At 42.5% G+C, this 19,795-nt stretch carries 18 protein-coding genes; 5 read left to right on the top strand and 13 right to left on the bottom strand.

Annotation, left to right across the window (positions count from 1 at the left end):
• Positions 1-63: 63 nt before the first annotated feature.
• A complete protein-coding gene (locus tag SD449_RS03335; protein WP_318308726.1) occupies positions 64-1,317 on the top strand; it encodes a peroxiredoxin family protein in 1,254 nt (417 codons plus the stop codon).
• Here the strand turns inward: SD449_RS03335 and leuB are convergent.
• Both leuB and SD449_RS03325 read right to left on the bottom strand, forming a co-directional pair.
• A complete protein-coding gene (leuB, locus tag SD449_RS03330; protein WP_318308725.1) occupies positions 1,310-2,428 on the bottom strand; it encodes a 3-isopropylmalate dehydrogenase in 1,119 nt (372 codons plus the stop codon). The two genes, SD449_RS03335 and leuB, sit on opposite strands and share 8 nt — an antisense overlap.
• 14 nt (positions 2,429-2,442) lie before the next feature.
• Positions 2,443-3,615 carry a 2-isopropylmalate synthase gene (locus SD449_RS03325; protein WP_318308723.1) on the bottom strand — a complete coding sequence of 391 codons (1,173 nt, stop codon included), beginning with the start codon at positions 3,613-3,615 and terminating at the stop codon, positions 2,443-2,445.
• Positions 3,616-3,762: 147 nt separating this feature from the next.
• On the opposite strand from SD449_RS03325, the gene SD449_RS03320 reads away from it, so the two are divergent.
• Positions 3,763-5,307 (top strand): hypothetical protein, encoded by a 1,545-nt coding sequence (locus SD449_RS03320; RefSeq protein WP_318308721.1) that lies wholly within the window; start codon positions 3,763-3,765, stop codon positions 5,305-5,307.
• On the opposite strand, the gene SD449_RS03315 is transcribed toward SD449_RS03320, so the two are convergent.
• Positions 5,297-6,001: an RluA family pseudouridine synthase gene (locus SD449_RS03315; protein ID WP_318309188.1), complete on the bottom strand. Its 705-nt coding sequence runs from the start codon at positions 5,999-6,001 to the stop codon at positions 5,297-5,299. The two genes, SD449_RS03320 and SD449_RS03315, sit on opposite strands and share 11 nt — an antisense overlap.
• A 20-nt stretch (positions 6,002-6,021) precedes the next feature.
• Positions 6,022-6,840, bottom strand: coding sequence for a 3-methyl-2-oxobutanoate hydroxymethyltransferase (gene panB / locus SD449_RS03310; RefSeq protein ID WP_318308719.1), 819 nt, complete (start codon positions 6,838-6,840; stop codon positions 6,022-6,024).
• Between the two features lie 69 nt (positions 6,841-6,909).
• Here panB and SD449_RS03305 point away from each other — a divergent pair, with 69 nt between their 5' ends.
• Entirely contained in the window at positions 6,910-7,389 is a 480-nt protein-coding gene (locus SD449_RS03305; protein ID WP_318308718.1) for a nuclear transport factor 2 family protein, read from the top strand.
• Here SD449_RS03305 and SD449_RS03300 read toward each other — a convergent pair.
• Positions 7,386-8,810 carry an L-serine ammonia-lyase gene (locus SD449_RS03300; protein ID WP_318308717.1) on the bottom strand — a complete coding sequence of 475 codons (1,425 nt, stop codon included), beginning with the start codon at positions 8,808-8,810 and terminating at the stop codon, positions 7,386-7,388. The two genes, SD449_RS03305 and SD449_RS03300, sit on opposite strands and share 4 nt — an antisense overlap.
• 230 nt (positions 8,811-9,040) lie before the next feature.
• Between SD449_RS03300 and dnaK the strand changes: the two genes are divergently transcribed.
• The gene (dnaK, locus tag SD449_RS03295; protein WP_318308716.1) at positions 9,041-10,969 is read left to right on the top strand and encodes a molecular chaperone DnaK; all 1,929 of its coding nucleotides are present in this window, start codon (positions 9,041-9,043) and stop codon (positions 10,967-10,969) included.
• Positions 10,970-11,041: 72 nt separating this feature from the next.
• Here dnaK and SD449_RS03290 read toward each other — a convergent pair whose 3' ends face one another.
• From SD449_RS03290 to SD449_RS03275, 4 genes are all read right to left on the bottom strand, one after another.
• The gene (locus SD449_RS03290; RefSeq protein WP_318308714.1) at positions 11,042-11,686 is read right to left on the bottom strand and encodes a response regulator transcription factor; all 645 of its coding nucleotides are present in this window, start codon (positions 11,684-11,686) and stop codon (positions 11,042-11,044) included.
• Between the two features lie 688 nt (positions 11,687-12,374).
• Positions 12,375-13,223, bottom strand: coding sequence for a TolB-like translocation protein (locus SD449_RS03285; protein ID WP_318308713.1), 849 nt, complete (start codon positions 13,221-13,223; stop codon positions 12,375-12,377).
• 201 nt (positions 13,224-13,424) lie between these two features.
• Positions 13,425-14,039 (bottom strand): MarC family protein, encoded by a 615-nt coding sequence (locus SD449_RS03280; RefSeq protein WP_318309187.1) that lies wholly within the window; start codon positions 14,037-14,039, stop codon positions 13,425-13,427.
• 147 nt (positions 14,040-14,186) lie between these two features.
• Entirely contained in the window at positions 14,187-14,588 is a 402-nt protein-coding gene (locus SD449_RS03275) for a DoxX family protein (protein WP_318308712.1), read from the bottom strand.
• Positions 14,589-14,739: 151 nt separating this feature from the next.
• Between SD449_RS03275 and SD449_RS03270 the strand changes: the two genes are divergently transcribed.
• Positions 14,740-15,930 carry a TlpA family protein disulfide reductase gene (locus SD449_RS03270; RefSeq protein WP_318308711.1) on the top strand — a complete coding sequence of 397 codons (1,191 nt, stop codon included), beginning with the start codon at positions 14,740-14,742 and terminating at the stop codon, positions 15,928-15,930.
• An 83-nt stretch (positions 15,931-16,013) separates the two neighbouring features.
• Here SD449_RS03270 and SD449_RS03265 read toward each other — a convergent pair whose 3' ends face one another.
• The 4 genes from SD449_RS03265 to SD449_RS03250 all read right to left on the bottom strand — a co-directional run bounded on the left by SD449_RS03265 (position 16,014) and on the right by SD449_RS03250 (position 19,781).
• The gene (locus tag SD449_RS03265) at positions 16,014-16,925 is read right to left on the bottom strand and encodes a DUF4382 domain-containing protein (protein ID WP_318308710.1); all 912 of its coding nucleotides are present in this window, start codon (positions 16,923-16,925) and stop codon (positions 16,014-16,016) included.
• A gap of 159 nt (positions 16,926-17,084) precedes the next feature.
• Positions 17,085-18,032, bottom strand: coding sequence for a hypothetical protein (locus SD449_RS03260; protein ID WP_318308708.1), 948 nt, complete (start codon positions 18,030-18,032; stop codon positions 17,085-17,087).
• Between the two features lie 73 nt (positions 18,033-18,105).
• Positions 18,106-19,164, bottom strand: a complete 1,059-nt coding sequence (gene arsB / locus SD449_RS03255; RefSeq protein WP_318308706.1) for an ACR3 family arsenite efflux transporter — start codon at positions 19,162-19,164, stop codon at positions 18,106-18,108.
• Positions 19,164-19,781, bottom strand: coding sequence for an arsenate-mycothiol transferase ArsC (locus tag SD449_RS03250; protein WP_318308704.1), 618 nt, complete (start codon positions 19,779-19,781; stop codon positions 19,164-19,166). Before SD449_RS03250 ends, arsB begins: the two co-directional genes overlap by 1 nt.
• Positions 19,782-19,795 lie beyond the last annotated feature (14 nt).

The following is a 19,795-nucleotide window of genomic DNA, read 5'->3' as shown; positions in this document are numbered from 1 at the left end:
TAAAAAGGAGGGATTGGTTTGTTTTGGATTCTATTTCCTACATTTAAGTAAAATCTTCACTTTATGAACAGAATAGGTATCGCAGCGATAGGGTTATTTTTCATGGTTGTTTCTTGCAAAAACATGGGGAGGGAACAGTTGTCCACCGGGGATTGGTTGGCGAAAATGGAAGTTTCCGAATCCCAACAGCTGCCTTTTCAATTTACACTTTCCCAAAATGCCGATGGAAGTTATGTGATGAAGGCCTACAACGGGGAGGAAGAGGTCACGATTGATGAGTTTACCTTCAAAGGGGATTCCATAGATATACGGATGCCGATTTTTGAAGGCCATATTGCCGGTACTTACACCGAAAATGAGATTATAGGAGAATTTATTGAGGAAAGTAAGGAGCGATCAGTTCCTTTTAGGGCCACCCACGGTAAACAGGACCGTTTTGATGTAAGTAAGGACGCCGATGTAAACATTTCCGGTATTTGGGAAACCTATTTTAATGTGAATACCAATGGAGAATATCCTGCCAAGGGAATTTTTATGCAGAGCGGCAACAACGTGAAAGGTACTTTTAGGACCAAAACGGGAGATTACCGCTATTTGGATGGGGTGGTCACTGGTGACAGCTTAAAGCTTTCTGCGTTTGATGGGTCGCATGTTTTCTTGTTTTTGGCCCAGGTAACGGATAGCACGTTGGATGGTAAGTTTTATTCGGGCAGGCACGCGGTACAAGAATTTATGGGGGCGAGGAACGAAGCATTTGAGCTGCCGGATTCCGATCAACTAACTTTTTTAAGGGAAGGGTATGACAAGTTCGACTTTTCTTTTCCCAATGCAAATGGTGAAATGGTAAGTTTACAGGACCCAATGTTCAAGGATAAGGTGGTTCTTGTCCAGATTATGGGAACCTGGTGCACCAATTGTTTGGACGAAACACGATTTTATGTTGACTTTTTAAAGAACAACCCGGATTTGGATATAGCTTTTGTGGGGCTGGCATTTGAATATGCCAAAACCGAGGAGAAGGCTTTTGAGGGAATACAAAGACTAAAAGAACGGGAAAATGTTCCTTATCCTATTCTCTTGGCCCAGTATGGTACATCGAATAAACAAAAGGCCAATGAAAAACTGCCGATGCTCAATCATATTTTATCATATCCCACTACCATTTATATTGATAAGAGCGGTGAGGTACGTAAAATCCACACGGGATTCAACGGGCCTGCAACTGGTGACAAGTTTATAGAGTTCAAGAAAAAATTCAATAAAACCATCGAGGAATTGACCTCAGAGGAAACCGGAACTGCGGATAATGCTAAATAATGGTCGATTTGCCCAAATCGATGTTTTCATCGTTCATTAGGAAATCATCTTCAATATCCACGATATTATTGGCAATAAAATCTCCGACCTGATTGGTACCGTATTGACTATTTTCCCTTAGGTCTGGGGTAACAACACCTTTTTTCAATGATTTGTCCACCGCCTTTTTTATGGCCATGGCCTCTTCGTTCATACCAAAATGTTCCAAGAGCATGGCAGCTGATAGAATAGAGGCAATGGGGTTGGCTATGTCCTTGCCCTTGGCTTGTGGGTACGACCCGTGTATGGGCTCGAACAGGGCATTTTCATCACCTATGGATGCCGAAGCCAAAAGGCCGATGGAACCACCGATAACACTGCCTTCGTCCGAAATGATATCACCGAACATATTCTCCGTCAAAATAACATCGAACTGTTTTGGATTAAGGATGATCTGCATTGCAGCGTTGTCCACGAACAAAAAGTCCAGGGCAACCTCCGGATAACTTTCACCTATTTTGGAGACCACTTTGCGCCAAAGCCGCGAGGACTCCAGTACATTGGCCTTATCCACAAGGGTAAGTTTCTTTTTCCTGTTTTTGGCAGCCTTAAAAGCCAAATGGGCTATCCTGCTTATTTCGTATTCCGAATATTCACATAGATCGGAAGCCACTGTGCCTTCTTCGTTCAATTTCTTTTCGCCAAAATATATACCTCCCGTAAGTTCCCGGTAAATTACAAAATCGGTGCCGGAGATTACTTTTTTCTTCAACGGTGATTTGTCCAGCAGCGACGGATGGGAAAGTACAGGCCGTATGTTTGCAAACAATCCAAGTTCCCTTCTCAATTGCAGAAGACCTTGTTCGGGCCTTACCTTGGCCTCTGGATCATTGTCGTATTTTGGATCTCCGATGGCACCGAACAGTACGGCATCGGATTCCTTACATAATTTTAAAGTGGAGTCGGGCAGGGGCACACCTTTTTTGTCAATGGCAATGGCACCCACATGGGCCTCTTTATAAATAAAGTGTTGATTGCAGGTTTCTTCGACCGCTTCCAAACATTTCACTGCCTGGGCCAACACTTCAGGTCCAACGCCATCTCCAGGAAGCAAAGCAATTTTTAAAGTCATAAAGTAATCGTAGTCTACGCCAAGTTTTTCATACCAATATTACTGGTTTCCACGATTTCGTGGATATCTTCATCCAAAATTTCCTTTTTCACATCCGCGTATTTCAAGAAGTTTTCATACACCGTGTCCAATTGCAGTTTTGTGAGTTCGTAACCTACTTTTTTAGCTCTGTAGGCCAAGGCAGCACGTCCACTTCTGGCTGTCAAAACAATAGAGGATTCACTAACGCCAACATCTTTAGGGTCGATGATTTCGTAGGTTTCCCGTTGTTTGATTACCCCATCTTGGTGAATACCCGAACTATGGGCAAATGCGTTGGACCCCACAATAGCTTTATTGGGCTGGACCGGCATTCCCATTTTTTGGGAAACCATGGTGCTGGTGTCCCAAAGTAATTTACTGTTAATGTTGGTGTCCAAGTTCAAGTGTGGGTGTTGTCTCATGATCATTACCACCTCTTCCAAGGAAGTGTTCCCAGCTCGTTCACCGATACCGTTTATGGTACATTCAATTTGTCTGGCACCGTTTACCACACCAGCAATGGAGTTTGCTGTGGCCAGCCCCAAATCGTTGTGGCAATGACAGGAAAGAATCGCTCTATCGATCCCTTTTACATTTTCCTTCAAATATTTCATTTTGGCACCGTACTCTTCGGGGAGACAGTAACCGGTGGTATCTGGAATGTTGAGCACGGTTGCGCCAGCTTTCACCACCGCCTCACAGATTCGTGCTAAAAATTCGTTGTCTGTACGTCCGGCGTCTTCGGCATAAAACTCAACATCTTCCACAAATGTTTTGGCATATGCAACGGCTTCAACGGCACGTTCTATTATTTTGTCCTGGGTAGAATTGAACTTGTATTTGATGTGTGATTCGGAAGTTCCAATTCCAGTATGTATTCTTGGTCTTCTGGCGTTTTTTATAGCTTCAGCAGCTACTTCGATGTCCTTTTTAACTGCTCGGGTCAAACCACATACTGTTGCATTTTTGACCAATTTTGCGATTTCGTTCACCGATTTGAAATCACCTGGACTTGATATGGGGAACCCTGCCTCGATCACATCAACTCCAAGTTCGTCCAGTCGTTCGGCAATGATCAATTTTTGTTCGGTATCCAGTTTACAGCCCGGTACCTGTTCTCCATCTCTAAGTGTTGTGTCAAAAATTTCTACCTTATCTTTACCCATTACTTCAACCTGTTTTTTTCTGTGACTCACGAAAATAGGGAAGGAAGGCTGAAGATGAAAGGTGGGTTGAAACCTGTTACAACGTTTAACCGCTTTTTCAATCATATAAATAATTGAAATACAATGTTTTAAATAATATTTTTTACGATGACAAATGCCCATAATGATGCTTTGTTTGTTTTGGTGAAATCGCTTTCCAAATCGGAAAAGCGCCAATTTAAATTGTATGTAGGCCGCTTGGGGGTGAATACAGATGCAAAATTTTTGGCTCTTTTTAACCTGTTGGATAAGATGCGGAAGTACGATGAAAAGCAAATTTTGGATAGCGGCATCGTAAAAAAATCCCAGCTTTCCAACCTCAAGGCACACCTGTACAAACAAATTTTGGTAAGCTTACGATTGAACCCCGTAAACCAGAACGTGCGCATTCAGATCAGGGAGCAACTGGACTTTGCCACCATTCTGTATCAAAAGGGATTGTACAAACAGAGTTTGAAGATTTTGGAAAAGGCCAAGAGCTTTGCCATTGAAAACGAGGAGAAGAACGTTGCCTATGAAATCGTTGAGCTGGAAAAAGTCATCGAAACACAATATATCACCCGAAGTATACCCGATAGGGCGGACGAGCTGGCCGTGGAGGCCAAGGAGCTCTCCGCACAGAATGTAATGACGAGCAAACTTTCCAATCTTTCCCTTCAATTGTATGGGATGATGCTGAAAGTGGGTTATGTACGTAGTGATGAGGATTTGCAAAAGGTCAAAAGCTATTTTGAGGAACATTTACCCAAATATGATATTGAGACCTTAGGCTTTAGGGAAAAATTATGGTTGTACAAGGCCCATTTGTGGTACAGCCTTTTGATTCAGGACTTTTTGTCAGCCTACAAATATGCCAGCAAGTGGGTGGACCTTTTCTATGAGAACGAACATATGATTCCGTTAAATCCGGTGTTCTTTTTAAAAGGCAACCATTATTTGTTGGAATCCCTCTTCTTTGTTAAATATTCCTCTCAGTTCAGGGAAACCTTGGAACGTTTGGAAGCACAGGTACAGGACGAAAAGTTTCCCAAAAATGACAACATCAGCTCCCTGGCTTTTTTGTACATCAACACCAACAAATTGAACCTTCACTTTTTGGAAGGTACGTTTGATAAGGGCATCTACTTGGTTAATATCATCGAATATGGCATCAAAAAGCACAAACAGCAGATTGATGAGCATCATGTAATGTTACTCTACTATAAAATTGCATGTCTGTATTTTGGTAACGGGGACAATAAAAACTGTATCGCTTACCTCAAAAAGATCATCTCCAACAAAAAGTTGAAGATGCGCGAAGATCTCATGTGTTTTGCCAGGGTATTGAGCCTTGTAGCGCATTACGAAGCTGGAATGGATTACCATTTGGAAGTCCAGCTTAAAAGCACGTATAAGTTCTTGTTGAAAATGAACGACTTGCACGAGGTGCAAAAGGAGATGATCAAGTTCCTCAGGAATCTTGGCGACATTTATCCGACAGACCTAAAAGGAGAATTCCAGAAGTTGTACAACGAGTTGAAAAAATACGAGAACCATCCCTACGAAAAACGGGCGTTCTTATATTTGGACATCCTTTCCTGGTTGGAAAGTCATCTACAGAACAAACCTGTTTCCGAAATAATCAGGGAAAAGGCATTGGCACTTACTCGCTAAGACAAACATTCCAAACGGGGTCCTTGGGTGGTGGCGCCAAAAACGACATGGGTTCTTTTTGAACAGGATGCATTATTTCCAAGCTTCGGGCATGTAGGTGGATGCCGCCATCCTTATTGCTGCGGTCGGCACCATATTTTAAATCTCCTTTTATGGTACAGCCTATAGCTGCCAGCTGCGCCCTGATTTGATGGTGCCTGCCCGTTTTCAAATCAATTTCCAGCAAAAAATAATTGTCAAGCTTTTTTATGATTTTATAGTCCAAAACCGCTTTTTTGCTATCGGGAACCTCCTTTTCGTGGGCATACGATTTATTCTGTTTCGGGTTGCGTACCAGCCAATGGGTCAAAGTCCCGCTTTCTTGCGGGGGTGCATTTTTTACAACTGCCCAATATAATTTTTTGGTATCCCCTTGGGCAAACATTTTATTGAGACGGGGCAGCGCTTTGGATGTCTTGGAAAATAGCACAATCCCCGAAGTAGGGCGGTCCAATCGGTGCACTACGCCCAAGTACACATTGCCTGGCTTGTTGTGTTTTTCTTTCAGATACTGCTTTACCACTTCGCTTAGGGGATCATCACCTGTTTTATCACCTTGTACAATATCACCTACGCGCTTATTGACTACAATTAGGTGGTTGTCTTCAAACAGAACCTGAAGATTGGAGGGGGTAGAGTGTTGATTATTGTTGATTGGCAATTGCTGATTGGGATTTAATAAGATTCCTCATCATTTGGAAAATCCTGGCTTTTTACATCATTTACATATTGTGAAACGGCATTGCTCATCTCATCATATAAGTTGAGATACCTTCTCAAGAATCTGGGATGGAACTCGTGGGTCATGCCCAACATATCGTGCACAACCAATACCTGTCCGTCCACATGATTACCCGCACCGATTCCAATAATGGGAATAGAGACGCTTTCGGCGACTTCTTTGGCCAATTTTGCAGGGATTTTCTCCAAAACAATGGCAAAACAGCCCAGTTCCTCCAATAATTTGGCATCTGACTTCAATTTTTCGGCTTCCTCTTCTTCTTTGGCACGAACTGTATAGGTTCCAAATTTGTAGATAGATTGTGGGGTAAGGCCCAGGTGACCCATTACGGGAATTCCTGCTTCCAAAATTCGACTAATGGATATTTTGATTTCTTCTCCGCCCTCAACTTTTACGGCATGAGCACCACTTTCTTTCATGATTCGTATAGCGGAGCGTAAAGCTTCCTTGGAGTCGCCCTGATAACTTCCAAACGGAATATCCACCACTACCAAGGCCCTTTTGGCCGCCCTGACCACAGAGGTGGCATGATAGATCATTTGATCCAAGGTAATGGGCAATGTGGTCTCATGTCCTGCCATGACGTTACTGGCGGAATCACCGACCAAAATGGCGTCCACATTGGCGCCATCCACAATTTTGGCCATGGAATAATCGTAGGAAGTAAGCATGCTGATTTTTTCACCACGCTTTTTCATGTCCACCAACGATTTTACGGTCACCCTTTTATATTCTTTTTTAGCTGTTGACATCGAAATTGTATTTGATGCTAAAAGTAAGCAGATTTGTTTAATTTAGGCTTTGATCAAAAAACTAATCAAATGAGAAAACTGTTCTGTTGCGTAGTGTTGTCCACTTTGGGTATGTTTGGATACGCCCAAGGTCCAAATGCTTCAAACGAAGAAGCCAAAAATGAGGTCAAACAAGTTATCGAAACTTTTTTTGATGGATTTCACAAACAAGACTCCACCATCATCAAAAATACGGTTGCAGATGAAATTGTACTACAGACCACGGGAAGAAACCCAGAAGGCAAGACACTTTTCAAAACCGAAGAATTCTCGAAATTTTTAAAATCCATTGTGGGCATACCCGAATCGGTGGAGTTCGAGGAAAAACTCACCTCATTCTCCATTCAGGTCGATAGGACCATGGCCAATGCTTGGGTGGGATATGAGTTTTGGTTGAACGGTGAGTTCAGTCATTGCGGCATCAACTCTTTTCAGCTCATCAATTTTGATGGCGAATGGAAAATCATCTACTTGATTGATACCAGGGGCAAGGAAGGTTGTATGGATTAGCAATCACTCAAAAATACGCCCACAGCAAGACCTCCTTCGGAGGTTTCCTTGTACTTGGAGCTCATGTCTTTTGCCGTTTCCCACATAGTATTCACCACTTTGTCCAAAGGCACCTTAGCTTCTTTTGGGTCGGTGTCCAACGCCAGTTCAGCCGCATTAATGGCCTTTATGGCTCCCATGGCGTTACGTTCAATACAGGGAACTTGTACCAAACCGCCAATAGGGTCGCAGGTAAGACCTAAATGATGTTCCATCGCGATTTCAGCGGCAATCAATACCTGTGCAGGGGAACCGCCCATCAGTTCCGTTAGCCCTGCTGCGGCCATGGCGGATGATACACCGATTTCGGCTTGGCAGCCACCCATGGCTGCGGAAATGGTAGCTCCTTTTTTAAAGATGCTTCCCACTTCACTGGCCACCAAAAGGAATTGTTTTACATCATCAAAATTGGCATCATGGTTTTCGATGACCATGTAGTACATCAAAACAGCGGGGATTACGCCCGCACTTCCGTTGGTTGGAGCAGTAACAACTCGTCCCAAGGAAGCATTCACTTCGTTGACACTGATCGCAAAACAGCTTACCCATTTAATGATTTGTCGGAATTTCACCTCTGTATCGCGAATACTTTCCAGCCATTCCTGCGGATTGGAGTAGGGAACATCTCCTTTCAATTTTTGGTGCATCTCAAAAGCACGTCGCTTTACGTTCAGTCCGCCAGGGAGCTTTCCTTCGGTATGGCAGCCATCGTACATGGATTCCAACATGGTGTTCCAGATGCGAGCAATGCCTTCGTCTATTTCCGATGCCGTTCGCAACGATAGTTCGTTTTCCATCACAATGGTAGAGATGGTTTTGTTTTGTGCATTGCAATGTTCCAGTAGTTCGTTTCCAGTGGTTACAGGATGGGGAAAGGTTTTAAACGTTTCTTTGTTCTCTTTGGCATGAATACGTTCTTCCTTTACTACAAATCCGCCACCAATGGAATAATAGGTTTCGGATATTTTTTCACCGTTGGACAGTTCAGCTTCAAACTGAATACCATTGGCATGGATGGGAAGAAATTCTTTTTTGAAGAGGATATCGTTCTGAAAACTGAAGGGAATCACTCGTTTTCCGCCAAAATTGAGTTTGTTTTCTTCTTTTATCCTGTCAATTCTTCCTGAAATGCTGTCAATCTCCACAGTCTCTGGATCGGTACCCAACAAACCCATGACCACGGCAATATCGGTGGCATGCCCTTTACCCGTTAGGCATAGGGAGCCGTACAAATATATTTTGATGGTTTCTACGTCATCAAAAACACGCTGCTCTTCAAGTTCGGAAATCCAGCGTTCGGCCGCACGCCAAGGGCCAAGGGTGTGCGAGCTGGAAGGCCCTACACCGATTTTTAGCATATCAAACACACTAATGCACTCCATAAACTCAATTTACAGTTTCAAATATAGGAAGCTAAACGGGATAAAATTGCCAATATCCGCATATACATACCGCTTTTTCAAAATTCATTTTGGCATCTTCAATAGAGCTGGCGTATTCCAGTGCTTCGGCAATAATCTGACACCTTGTCATATTCTTGGCCGTGGCATAATCATTGACATTTTAAGAGCGAGACAAAAAAGAATTTTAAACAGATATAACTTTAGATACGATGAGCAAGATTATAGGTATAGACTTAGGTACGACCAACTCCTGCGTCTCTGTAATGGAAGGTAACGAACCCGTGGTAATTCCAAACGCCGAGGGAAAACGTACCACTCCATCGATGATCGCATTTGTTGACGGTGGGGAGATCAAGGTCGGAGACCCTGCAAAAAGACAAGCGGTGACCAACCCTCACAAAACGATTTATTCCATTAAGCGATTTATGGGTAACAAATACTCAGAATCCAGTAAAGAGGCCACAAGGGTTCCTTACAAAGTGGTGAAGGGGGACAACGATACACCAAGAGTGGATGTTGACGGACGTATGTACACTCCACAGGAATTGTCCGCTATGATTCTTCAAAAAATGAAGAAGACCGCGGAGGATTACTTGGGACAAGATGTAACCAGAGCGGTAATTACCGTTCCAGCATATTTTAACGATTCACAAAGACAGGCCACCAAAGAAGCTGGTGAAATTGCAGGTCTTACCGTGGAACGAATCATCAACGAGCCAACCGCCGCTTCTTTGGCATACGGACTCGATAAAAAGGACACCGAGCAAAAAATAGTGGTATTCGACTTTGGTGGAGGTACGCACGACGTTTCCATTCTTGAATTGGGTGACGGAGTGTTCGAAGTATTGGCCACGGATGGTGATACCCACTTAGGTGGTGACGATGTTGACCAGAAAATTATTGATTGGTTGGCCGAAGAGTTCAAGAAAGATGAGGATATGGACCTTCGTGAAGACCCCATGGCATTGCAACGTTTGAGGGAAGCTGCCGAAAAGGCCAAAATTGAGTTGTCCTCTTCTGCACAGACAGAAATCAACTTGCCTTACGTTACAGCTACGTCTTCAGGACCAAAGCACTTGGTAAGAACATTGTCCCGTTCCAAATTTGAGCAATTGATTGCCGATTTGGTAAAAAGGACCATCGAGCCCTGTGAGAAAGCGTTGAAATCTGCAGGACTTTCCAAAAGCGATATTGACGAGATTATCTTGGTAGGTGGTTCTACCCGTATACCAGCGGTACAGGAAGCCGTTGAGAAATTCTTCGGTAAAAAGCCATCAAAAGGAGTAAACCCAGATGAGGTTGTGGCCATTGGTGCCGCTATCCAAGGTGGTGTATTGACAGGAGATGTAAAAGACGTACTCTTGTTGGATGTTACCCCACTTTCTTTGGGTATCGAAACTATGGGAAGCGTGTTTACCAAATTGATTGAGGCGAACACTACCATACCGACCAAGAAATCACAGGTATTCTCTACCGCAGCGGACAATCAGCCTTCGGTTGAAATCCATGTACTGCAAGGAGAAAGACCTATGGCAGCGGACAACAAGACCATTGGTAGATTCCACTTGGACGGTATTCCACCAGCACCAAGAGGTACGCCTCAAATTGAAGTGACCTTCGATATTGATGCGAACGGTATCATCAAGGTTTCTGCTACTGACAAAGCTACTGGTAAGTCACAGGACATCCGAATCGAGGCTTCTTCTGGGTTGACCGAGGAAGAAATCAAGAAGATGAAAGCAGAAGCAGAGGCAAATGCCGAGGCGGATAAGAAAGCCAAGGAAACTGCCGATAAATTGAACGAGGCGGATGCCATGATCTTCCAAACCGAAAAGCAATTGAGCGAGTTTGGTGATAAATTGTCTGATGACAAGAAAAAGCCGATCGAAGAAGCTTTGGAAGAATTGAAGAAAGCTTACGAAGGCAAAGACCTAGCGGTGATTACGCCAGCTTTGGAGAAAATCAACGAAGCATGGAAAGTTGCTTCCGAGGAAATGTACAAAGCACAAGCAGAAGCGCAGGGCGGCGCTGCAGGAGCAGGAGCTACTGGAGGAGACGCAACAGGTGGTGATGCCGCTGGAAACGGAGCCTCTGAAGGAGACAATGTAGAAGACGTAGACTTCGAAGAAGTGAAGTAAGCTTAATTAGTTATATAAATAGAAAAACCCTGACGATTTCGTCAGGGTTTTTTGTTTATAGGAATTTTCAATTTACGCAGCGTTCAATTGCTGTATTTCCATCTCTTTGAGCTTCCGCAAAGCTTCCGATTTGGAGTTCACGTTCAGTTTTACATAAATATTCTGAATGTGGAAATTCACGGCACTGGGCGTTACACATAGTCTATCGGCGATCATTTTGTAGGTGAATCCCTGGGTGAGCAGCTCTATGATCTGATTTTCCTTTTTAGAGAAGACATCGAAGGATTTTGTTTGGAACGAGTTGATGATCTTTTTGGCCACATCCAGTTCCAGTGCAATTCCGTGCAAGCTTAGTGTATCGAGCGCATTAAAAAGACGTTCCTTGGTCACTGGCTTAATAAGATAGCCACTGGCTCCTTTCTTGAAAGCTTCTTTAATGAGCTTGAAATCATTTTTTTTGCTCATCATCAGGACTTTAAGGTCCTTGTTCTTTCGGTAAAAGTAATCAAGGCCATCAATGCCCGAAATTCCGTTCAGCATGGCCTCGCAGATTATAATGTCCGGATGGGAACGGCCAAAATTTGAAAGTAGTCCTTGAACGGAGCTGTAAACGCCGAGAAGTTCAAACTCCTCGTTTTCTTGAAAATACTGTTTGTAACTGCCGCCAAGCGTATCATCATTGTCGATGATGGCAATTTTTAAGGTATTTGTTTTCATGATAAGAAAGATTTTGGGGGATAATAATGTTACATAAGATACTCGTAGGTTAAGTTTTGGACATAGTTGTCCTTCATCTCGATTTTGAAGATGGTCCAAACCAATGCAGCACATCGATTGAATTTAACAAACGGCCAATACAATATCCATTGTTTGGTAGCCTGAATTTCTTCAAAACAGGTGTAATCCCTAAGGGATCAAGTACTAAAATCTGTGTTTAGTCGAGGTGATGTTTCCTCAAAAAAGTAAATTGAAAAGAGGTTTTGGGACGCCTTTTTTCCGAGAGTTGTAGTTTCTGTTCATGACTTAATAGATTTGGGATTGTATTATTTCACAAGTCAATTTAGAATTTTTAAACTAATCAGGGAATTTTTTGTAGTGATTTTCGTTCAAATGCACTTTCGGTAAAAGCCATTTATCTGGAATAGAGGAGGGGAACGCGGTGCGGGTGGAGTGTAAATAATTGTAATTCAATTTATTGCATAAAAAAAATAGGATGCCGTCCCATCAGCATCCTATTCTTGGTAAAATCGGTCAGATTGAAATAATACAACCCGCTTTCTATGATAGTCTGTCAGTTTCCCCCTGTCTTTCTTATCATGGTCATGAGTGTTTCTAATCTCGGCTATGAAACAACATCAATGGACACTTCAGGTTTGTTGACCGATTCGAATTCAATCTTAATATCTTATTGTTCATCTTGGAACGAAGTATCTACCACTTCGTAGGCTTGATCATTCATTACGGTTTGGAGTCCTGCATCCCTTTCCGCAACATCGTTGTATCTATCCTGTTTGTTTGAACGTCCGTAGGCCACAGTATATTGTGATACGGTGTTGTTGAATCCTCGGTTGGACACCACTAGGCCCAATTTCTCTTCTGGGCTCAATTGGATGGCGTATTCATCGCTATCGCTGTTGATATGACTGCCCAAGTTCACCGATGTGGTAAGCGTGTTCTTTACTACTTGTGAAGCATAAAGGTCCAATCCTCCGTACCCATCTCTTCCTTCGGAAGCGAAAAACAATAGGGTTTCGTTATAGATGCTAGGGTACAGCTCGTCTTCTTTAGTGTTTACTTTTGGGCCAAGATTTTTGGATACCCCAGGAGTTCCGTCCGCGGCGATGTCCGCAACATAAATGTCATATTTTCCGTAGCTTCCTCTCATGTTCGAGGCAAAGAACAATCGGGTTCCATCACCGGAAATGGTGGGGTGTTTTGCTGAATAGTGCTCGGGACATACATCCAATTTTGTAATATTGGTCCATTCTCCGTTCACATTTTCGGCACGGTATACCTCATATACCAATTCTTTTTTAGAGAAAACTCCGTAAAGGGGCTTCTTGTAGGTGCCTTTGCTAAAATAGGCTGTTTTTCCATCTTTGGTGATCGACATGGATGGAACATATCCATCAACTGTTGAAACGTTACCTTGCATGGCACCGTCGATCATGCTTTTGTTTGTCTGTGCAATAATGTTCTGACTGACTAGTATCACTCCTGTGATAAGTAGGCTGTAAAAAGTTTTTCGTGTCATGATGTATAGATTTGGGGGTTAATACATAGCAAAGATCAAAAACTATTGACGCGAATACTTATCAATTTTTCATAGGTTTTTGATTTTAACGATTAAAAAGTGCATTTTATCGAATATTTTTTCGGTGTTTAACACTCCTTGGGTCGATAAAATACGTTTAAACGTTCTTTTTGGGTAGTTTAACTGCTTTTTGAGAACCCCTTACTCTAGGACCGCAAAAAAGTCTTTTAGCCCGCTTAAAATACTTTGAACGGCATAAGAAGCAAGAATCAACCCCATTACCTTACTGATAACGGTGATTCCATATTCGCCAATTCTTTTCTGTACCATGTTTGCGCCTAAAAGTATGACCATTGTGATTATAACCACTACAAGCACCAACGAAGTGGTGAGAGCCTGCTGCTGGATAGTGTATAGATGATTGTCCGTTAAAAGCACCACTGCCATAATGGCTCCCGGGGAGGCTATGGATGGAATGGCGACGGGGAAAATGGTGACGTGTTTGTAATCCTTGATAAGGTGTTTTTCGGATTCTGGTTTTCCTTCTCCAAAAATCATGGTGAGCGCAAAAAGGAAAAGAATCACGCCCCCGGAAATCTGAAACGCATCCAGGGTCACATTCATACCTTCCAAAATAATTTGCCCTACCACGATAAAAAACAAAAGAATGGCAAATGCTACGATGGAAGCTCTTATCGCCACTTTTTTCTTATGCCTTTCATCTAGCTGTTTTGTGGCTTCCAGATAAACAGGGACAGAACCAAGCGGGTCTATAACGGCTATCAAAAACAATATTGTCGTAAATATTTCCTTAATCATGGCAATGCCGACTATTTTGACAAAGATACGGTGCCGACGGGATTAACCATACATTGGTTTTCCACTTGTGGGATAAAAATTTTGATGATTGACGAAGTGGAATCAAAACAGTACATATATAAGGTTTACCATAAGGGGAACATTTTATATTTTGGAATTGCTTTTCTTGTTCCAATAAGGTATTTGGTCTTTGTGTTTCCACAATAAAATAGCACAAAAAACAAAGGTAATCATGGCCAATAGGAACAAAACGCCACCATCATTCTGTACCACAAGGCCCAATTGGGTGAGATGTGAAAAGATGGCTCCTCCCATGATTCCCAAACCTAAAAGAGCACCTGCCCATGTGGTTTTGGGTACCAGAATAAGTATTGCAACTACTAGTTCGAGAATGCCCAGACCGATTCTTCCCCAAGGTTCCAGTCCCAAGGTTTTAAAAATGTAAACGGATTCAGGCGCTGCGGAAAACTTAAAAAATAAAGTTTGCAATAGAATTACGGCGGGTACGATCCTAAGAATGGCATTGAGAATTTTGTTTGTTTTCATAATGTTATTGATTATGTTGATTGCTGTCTTCGTCGTAACGTTCTGTTATACATAACCATAAAAGGCCCAAATTGGCCTAAAAAAGATTTTGGGACGTAATCGGGAGAAAGTTTCATGGAACGACATAAGGGAATGAGTTAATTTTACAATCATGAGATACTTGTTCAAAATAGTGTTACTGTCGCTACTACTTTTTCAATCGTGTGCCGAGGAGGCGTGGTTGACCGGAACCTTGGATTTGTCCAGGGGAGGGGAATGGAAAAAAATGGTCTATCTGATACAACCGGAAAGATTCGACGAAGTGGCGCAAAGTTTTGTAGGGAAGGTACTGGATTCGGCCTCCGTGGGACCAAACGGTCATTTTGAGTTTTCGGTACGGCCAGATGTCGGTGGATCGATAGTATTGGAAATTGCAGTTCAAAAAATAGGGGAGAAGTTTCCCAGTAAATTGATCAATGAGGATCCTACAACGGATAACTATATGCCATTGGTCTATCAACCAGAAACCAAGATGATGGTATATGCGGATGTGGATAGGTTCCAGCCCACCTTTGGCATGGAACAACCATCACAGGTCAACGAAGCCATACTCAAATTGAGAGATCTGCGCTTGAGCGCATTTACAAAGTACCTGGAGAATCAGAAGGAAGAAACTTCGACGGAAGAGGATTTGTTGGGCCGCGAAAAAAATCTTTTCAACTATCAGAAAGCATTGTTGGACTTTTCGGAATCTACTCCGGAACTGTTTGCAGGGTTGATCGCGCTCCGGTGGACCAGCCCGCAGGGAAACTATGAGCGTATCCCGGAGCTTGTTTACGAACAGTCCCAAAAGTGGCGCAAATTACATCCTGACGAACCCTGGGTAAAGGAATTGGCCAAGATTGCCGATAAGAAAAACTTTCCCGTTTTGATAGGTGATATCGTGCCTCAATTGCAATTGCCGATGAGGGAAAACGGTCTTCTTCCTTTACATGATATCCTAAAAGGCCAGAAATTGGTTTTATTGGATGTTTGGGCCTCATGGTGCGCGCCATGCCGCACGGAGAACAGGAATGTTTTGGTGCCTCTATGGGAAACATACAAGAACAAGGATTTCAAAATAATTGCCTACGCCTTGGAAAGCAACAAAGCTGCTTGGGAGAATGCCATCAATAAGGATGGGGCCTACCGGTGGATGCATGCTTCGCATTTGAAGGGGGATCAAAATCCTTTTATGGATTCGTTGCGTTTGAACACAATACCTGCGAATTTCCTGTTGAACAATCAGGGTAGGGTATTGGCAAAAAACCTTCATGGTCAAGCGTTGACCGATTTCGTGGCGGATTATTTGGAAAGGAATTGATTCTTATTTCTCCCCCATGTTTTTAGGAAATAAAAAAGCCGGGAAAATTCCCCCGGCCTTTTCTTTTGAATTAAAACTTAAAATTAATTTCCGTCTCCGGTAGTTTCTTCTTCTGTTGCGGCATCTGGGTCTACATCAAGCGTAAAATCTTGAGTTGTAATGTTCGCGGCGTTAATTTCCACATCCAAGGTATCGCTTGCAAGATAGCCATCCAATTCCGCTACAACCTCATAAAATCCTGCATCAAGACCTAAAATGGCATAGTTGCCATCTACATCTGTAAAGGATGTTGTGTTCAAAGTATCTGCAGCAAAAACGGATATTTGCACACCTTCCAAGGCTATGGCCATTTCTTCTTCAACCGTACTTACGTTACCCGCAAGTGTTCCAGCTGTTGATAGATTGCTAGCTTTGATAACGGGCTTAAAGTTAAATCCATTGATTCCCGCAGGGGTTTCAATATTACCTTTGGCAACAAAGGAACGGCTTACATCAAAATCCAAAAGTAAATCGGAAGATAGGCCGCCGACCACTGTAATAGCTGGGTCAACAAACACTTTAATTCCAGAAGAGTCTCCACTGGGGACTTGCAGATCATAAACGGTTCCATCGGTCAAAACCACGTTGACTCCTTTTACATAAACGCGAACAAGGTCGTAAGAACCTGCGGGCACCTCAATTTCCGCCAACTGTTGGGTAATACCGTTTGTCAACTCCAAAAGGTTGACATCAATCTCTTCTTCCATAAGTGGAACATATGGACTTATGGTAAGCGCTTCTTCATCAGAATCATCGTCATCCTGAACTTTTCTGGCTTCGATTCTATAAATTGTAACATTCGCTTCGGCAATCAAATCATAAGGGAATGGCGCATCGGTCAATTGTATGGATAATGTTCCCGTTCCGTCGGAGCCACGAGTTCCGTTATCTTCGGAGCAGCTCGTAAACGTTATACCAAAGGCCATTAAAAGTGCATAAAAAATCTTTGTTCTCATAGTATGGGGTTTTTAATTTTTGGGCATAGTTATCCCTGTTCTCTGTTGTACTAAAAGAACAATCGAAAGTCAAAAACTCCTGACTCAAATAAGAAAAATGTTGATTTTATCGATGAAATGCACTTTTGATATTAAAATTGAAATAATTTTCTTACAAAATCAATTTTTATAGATAAAGTTCGGGGCCTGTTGAAACTTAAAAGCATCATCGGTCAGAATTTGCATCTCTTTCGTTTCCCAATTCATTAAACCAATATGAAACTGGGATTGTTCGTCGTCAAAAAGTTCAATGGCCAGCCATTTGCCATCGGGACTCCAATCGTGCCATCCTTCGTTTTGCTCATTTTCCGTAAGTTTCCATGTTTTGCTTCCATCCAAGCTAACGGCATATAAGCTGTATTTTCCATTTTGCTTGCTTTGGTAAGAAACAAAGTTTTCCGTTGGATGGAGTTTTGGGGCACCCGCCCTGTATTCATATTTACCTGCTGTTGTATCTTTTTCGGGATATTGGGTAAGTTGCTTTCGGTTTTTTCCATCCGCATCAATAATGTAAAGCTCTTCTTCGAAGCCGTTGATTTCTTTACGGACCGTTTTTCCTCCCCTAAAAACGACCTGCTTGCCATCATTTACAAACAAGGGATCCGCTGCAAAAGGAAGTTTTGTGTCCAGTCGATCTATGATTTCACCTTTTTGGTTTAGAACATAAAAAGTTGATTCCGTAATCAGCTTGGGCTTTACAATAAGCTCGGTGCCGTCCTTTCTGCTGCTCATCCAACTATCGGCCAGCTCCAGATTGGTGACTTTTTGAACATTTTCCCCATTAAAATTGGTCCTGTACAAAAAATAGCAGCGCTTGCAAGCGCCCCTATCCGAAATAAAATACAAGGTATCCATATACGAGTAGTAGGTCCAATCCACTGGGTATAGGTCTGTAATGTTCTTTTTGTCTGACCCATCGAGGTTCATTGAAAAAATCTCATAATTCTCAATGTCAAAATCCCTTAAAACATTGTAAACCAAGCCAAGTTCACGTTGGGCATCGTCCTTTTTTGAATTGCAGGACAGTAGTAATGCCAATAATCCAAGAAAAGCTATTCTTCTAATCATAATGAGTTTAGTTTGTTTGAAATTTTTTATGCAGTCGAATTTACTAAACTCCATGAATTTTTAAAATGGTGATTTAACCTTGAAGTTCTACTTTTTTAGGATTGAAATATTTTTTTCTAAGCCAAAATGAAACTTTGACCAATAAAATTAACGCTGGCACTTCAACCAAAGGACCGATAACGCCTGCAAAAGCTTGGCCTGAGTTCAATCCGAAGACGGCAATGGCAACCGCAATGGCGAGTTCAAAGTTGTTTCCTGCTGCGGTGAAGGCCACCGAAGCGGTTTTATCGTATTCGGCACCCATCGCTTTTGTGGTGAAAAAGCCGATAATGAACATCAAGGCAAAATAAATCAATAAGGGAACTGCAATAATCAAGACATCCATGGGTATTTGCACAATCAATTCACCTTTCAATGAAAACATGATCACGATGGTAAACAAAAGGGCAATCAAGGTCATGGGCGAAATAGCGGGAATAAACTTTTTAGTGTACCAAACTTCGCCCTTAGATTTCACCAAGATTTGACGACTCAAAATTCCCATCAAAAAAGGGATACCAAGATAAATGGCCACGCTCTCGGCGATCGTCCCGATGGAAATGTCCACAATGGCTCCTTCAAACCCAAAATAGGGAGGCAATAGCGTGATGAACAACCACGCATAAAAACTATAGGCAAAAACTTGGAAAATACTGTTCAAGGCCACTAAACCAGCGCCATATTCGCTGCTGCCTTCGGCCAAATCGTTCCAAACAAGCACCATGGCAATACAGCGGGCCAAACCAATCAAAATAAGTCCTACCATGTATTCAGGGTAGTCCCTTAGAAAGATGAAGGCAAGGACAAACATTAAAATTGGGCCCACAAACCAATTCAAGACAAGGGAAATGGACAGAATCTTTATGTTTTTGAACACTTTTGGAAGCAAGGAATACTTGACCTTTGCCAAGGGAGGATACATCATCAAAATCAACCCGATGGCAATAGGGATGTTGGTGGTCCCGCTACTGAACGAATTGACGAAATCGGGAAAACTTGGAAAAAAGTAACCAATTCCGACCCCTACGGCCATGGCCACAAAAATCCAAAGAGTAAGATTTCTATCTAAAAAACTGAGTCTCTTGTTTGCCATTACTTCTGAATTTGGGAAAACACATAGAACATTTCGGTGGCAATCTGTTTGCTTCGCTCGCTGTATTTTTCAGCTTGTTGAGGCGTGTTGTCAAACGCTTTTGGGTCTTCGTACGTAATCGGAATGCGTTTCTCGGCACCAGGCACAAAGGGGCAACCTTCATCAGCCTGTGAACAGGTCATGATGGCTGCAAAATCCGATTTTGGATTAAAATCATCATCCATTCGTTTGGAAAAACAGATAACAGGATGTTCATTTTCCGAAAACTTGATGCCGTACACAGGGTTTTTTCCTTCGGAAAGCATTCGCACTTCAAAACCAGTGTTCGCCAAAGTTGAAGCTACCATGGGAAATAGGGCGGTGGCCTCCGTTCCTCCAGAATAGCAGCTCACATTTGGAACCCCAAAATGATGCGCCATGGTTTGTGCCCAAATCTGGGATAAATGGCTACGTCTAGAGTTGTGTGTACAGATAAAGTTGAGACGAATTGGCTCTTTTTTAGCCCTCTTTTCCTGAATATACTCCACAAGAGGGGACAAAGTTTGCTTTCTCTCCGTTGTGATGGATTGTGCATCCAGATTTGAAATAAAACCGTTCAACACCGAATAATGAGACATAAGAACTTGATTTG

Source organism: Flagellimonas crocea, assembly GCF_033441595.1.
GTDB lineage: Bacteria > Bacteroidota > Bacteroidia > Flavobacteriales > Flavobacteriaceae > Flagellimonas > Flagellimonas crocea.
The sequence above is the reverse complement of the archived record's forward strand: the minus strand, read 5'-3'. Positions and strand labels throughout refer to the sequence as shown.